At 72.1% G+C, this 2281-nt stretch carries 4 protein-coding genes; all 4 read left to right on the top strand.

Annotated elements, in window-relative coordinates; all coding sequences use genetic code 11:
• Window positions 1–207 precede the first annotated feature (207 nt).
• Window positions 208–492 (top strand): phosphopantetheine-binding protein, encoded by a 285-nt coding sequence (locus AC2W7M_RS24030; protein ID WP_486135497.1) that lies wholly within the window; start codon window positions 208–210, stop codon window positions 490–492.
• A gap of 20 nt (window positions 493–512) precedes the next feature.
• Window positions 513–1277 carry a beta-ketoacyl synthase N-terminal-like domain-containing protein gene (locus AC2W7M_RS24025; RefSeq protein WP_486135495.1) on the top strand — a complete coding sequence of 255 codons (765 nt, stop codon included), beginning with the start codon at window positions 513–515 and terminating at the stop codon, window positions 1275–1277.
• Complete coding sequence (locus AC2W7M_RS24020) at window positions 1202–1723, top strand: beta-ketoacyl-[acyl-carrier-protein] synthase family protein (RefSeq protein ID WP_486135493.1); 522 nt, start codon at window positions 1202–1204, stop codon at window positions 1721–1723. The genes AC2W7M_RS24025 and AC2W7M_RS24020 overlap by 76 nt, the downstream gene beginning before the upstream one ends.
• Window positions 1724–1853: 130 nt before the next feature.
• Window positions 1854–2281, top strand: a 428-nt coding sequence (locus AC2W7M_RS24015) for an adenosylcobinamide amidohydrolase (RefSeq protein ID WP_486135491.1), incomplete at its 3' end; no start/stop codon positions are given.

Raw genomic sequence — 2281 nt, 5'->3', positions numbered from 1 at the left:
GCGCGTGCCGGCCGTCCGGTCCGCCGTTCGCCCCGGAGCCGGGGACCGGCCGCAGGTTCTGGCGGTGCGCGACGTGCCGGCGCAGCCCGATCCTTACCGCATTCGCCCCTGGTGGACATCCGGGGGGAGGCTGTGCATGTTAGCGCCGCCCTCGCCGGGGTCGGCCCAAGGAAAGCCGGACGGCGGGATTGGCGTGGAGGTGTCGCGGTGGTGGATGTCGAGACGCGCAAGAGGCAGGTCCTGGAAGTCATCGCGGAAGAGGCTGCCGTCGATCCGTCCATCGTGGACGAGAGCACCACCGTCTCCGACCTCGGGATCGGCTCGCTCGATCTCGTGGAGCTGATCTTCAAGATCGAGGACCGCTTCCAGATCGAGATTCCGTCCGAGGGGCCGCTGGAGAGCACCGACGTGCCGGTCTTCACGCTGGTCGACCACGTGATCGCGCTCGTCGACGCCAAGGCCGGGCGGGCCTCCGCCTCGTCCGCGGGCTGAATGCAAGGCGGGACACTTTTATGAGCCGGCGCGTCGTCATCACGGGCCTCGGGGCGATCTCGTCCATCGGCGCGAACGTCGGCGAGCATCTCGCGAGCCTGAAGGCGGGCAAGGTGGGCATCGGCCCGACCCGCCTCATGGACGGCACGCAGCTGCGCGTGAAGTGCTTCGCCGAGGCCGCCGATTTCAATCCCGACGCCTTCCTTGAGCCGCGCCAGCGCGGCCTCATGGACCGCAACTCCGAATTGGCCCTGGCGGCCGCCCGCGAGGCGGTGGCGGAGGCCGGCGATGCGCTGGACGGCGTGGCGCCGGAAAGAGCGGGCGTGATCTACGGCGCTTCGGTCGGCTTCCAGTCCATCGAGGACGGGTATCACCGGCTGAACGCCACGCCGCCCGGACGCCCGCATCCCTTCACCGTGCCGCGCTCCATGCCGTCCTCGTCGGCGAGCCAGATCTCCATGGCGCACAGGGTCCTGGGGCCGTCCTTCTCGGTGGCTTCCGCCTGCTCCTCGGCGAGCCACGCCATCGGCCTGTCGTTCCAGATGATCCGCTCCGGCCTTCTCGACGTGGCGCTCTCGGGCGGCAGCGAGGCGCCGCACACGGTGGGCCTGCTGAAGAGCTGGGAGGCGCTGCGGGTGCTGAGCCCGGACGGCTGCCGCCCGTTCTCCGCCGACCGCAACGGCCTCGTCCTCGGCGAGGCGGCGGCGTCGTGGTGCTGGAGGAATTGGAGCGCGCGCGCGGCCGCGGCGCCCAGATCCTCGCCGAGGTGGTCGGCTTCGGCATGAGCGCCGACGGCAACGACCTCACCGCCCCCGACGGCACCAGCACCGCGCGCGCCATGCGCCTCGCTCTGGCAGATGCCGGGATCGCGCCCGAGGCCATCGACTATGTGAGCGCCCACGGCACCGGCACGGTGCTGAACGACAAGACCGAGACGGCGGCGCTGCGCGCGGTTTTCGGCCCTAGGCTCGACACGGTTCCGGTTTCCTCCACCAAGTCCATGCACGGCCATTGCCTGGGCGCGGCCGGCGCGCTGGGCGTGCTCGGCACCGTGCTCGCCATGCGCGAGGGCTTCGTGCCGCCCACCATGGGCTATCGCATTCCGGACCCCGACTGCGCGCTCGACTGCGTGCCCAACGCCGCGCGCGACCACGCGGTGGAGCATGCGCTGGTGAACGCCTTCGCCTTCGGCGGCCTCAATGCCGTCCTGGCGCTCAAGGCCTGGCATTGAGCGGAGCGCCGTTCGCGGTTGATTTCCGTCGCCCGCTGCTGGTGGCGCGCTTTCCCGTCGCCCAGCACATGCTCTCCTGGTCCATCGGCCGGCCGGCTTCGTCACCGCGCAGGCGGCGGCGATCCTCGAAGTGCGCGATGCAGACCTGACACCGGACGTGGACCCGCGCGCTCTGCTGGCGGAGCGTCTCGTCGCGGCGGGGCTCGCCGATGCGGTGGGTCTGATGACCTCGCGCGACATCGCCCGCCACCATCTGGCGACCCGGCAAGTGGAGGGGGTGACGGCGGCTGCCCTCGTCACGCTCGGGCTCAACAATGGCGAGCGGGTGGGGGCGCGCACCGCCGCGCCGGCGCGCGTCGGCACGGTGAACATCATCGCCGCGGTCGCGGTGCCGCTCGCCCCGGCGGCGCTGGTGGAGGCGCTCTCCCTGGTGGTGGAGGCGCGCACCCTGGCTATCCTGGAGGCGGGCTATTGCCGGCAGGGGCAGGATGCGCCGGTGACGGGCACCGGCACCGACTGCGTGGTCATGAGCGCGCCCGCCGCCGGGCCGGGCGCGGC

Source organism: Xanthobacter sp. BG11Y11_SDJG, from assembly GCF_057364445.1.
The sequence above is the reverse complement of the archived record's forward strand: the minus strand, read 5'-3'. Positions and strand labels throughout refer to the sequence as shown.